The sequence below is a fragment of the Pseudomonas sp. CFBP 13711 genome, from assembly GCF_014842265.1.
In the GTDB taxonomy this organism is placed as follows: domain Bacteria; phylum Pseudomonadota; class Gammaproteobacteria; order Pseudomonadales; family Pseudomonadaceae; genus Aquipseudomonas.
Window position 1 is genome coordinate 1 of sequence record NZ_JACYVI010000045.1, and the last position, 404, is coordinate 404.

1 protein-coding gene is annotated in these 404 nt (G+C 57.7%); it reads right to left on the reverse strand.

Annotation, left to right across the window (positions count from 1 at the left end):
- A partial coding sequence (locus tag IFT47_RS27320) for a TonB-dependent receptor plug domain-containing protein (protein WP_192175183.1) occupies positions 1-377 on the reverse strand: 377 nt, incomplete at its 3' end.
- Positions 378-404: the final 27 nt, after the last annotated feature.

Consider the following 404-nt stretch of genomic DNA (forward strand, 5'->3'; position numbering starts at 1 on the left):
CCTGCCAGCGGCAAACCGCGGATCACGAATATCTGCGACTGATTACCGAAGCCGTAAGACTGGCGCACCGACGGGTCGTTGAGGAGTACGTCTCCCACATCTTCAGCCTGCTGATCCTCGATAAGCTGGGAGGTATAGCTGGTCATGGTGAAAGGGACGTTCATGTTGTCCTGATTACCCAGAACACCCATCTGCCCGCCACGAGCGACCTGACCACCCGCATAGACCTCAGGCAGCGTGTTGGAATCGGCCTTAACGGCATCCGCGTTGATGTCAGTAGCACCGAGCTCCACCGCAGAGTCGGCAGCATTGGCGATGAAGCTCGCAGAGCAGCAAAGCGCAAGCACGGTGGGGCGAAACGGATGCGAAAGGAACATTACGGGCTACCAGGAAGGTGATCAGAA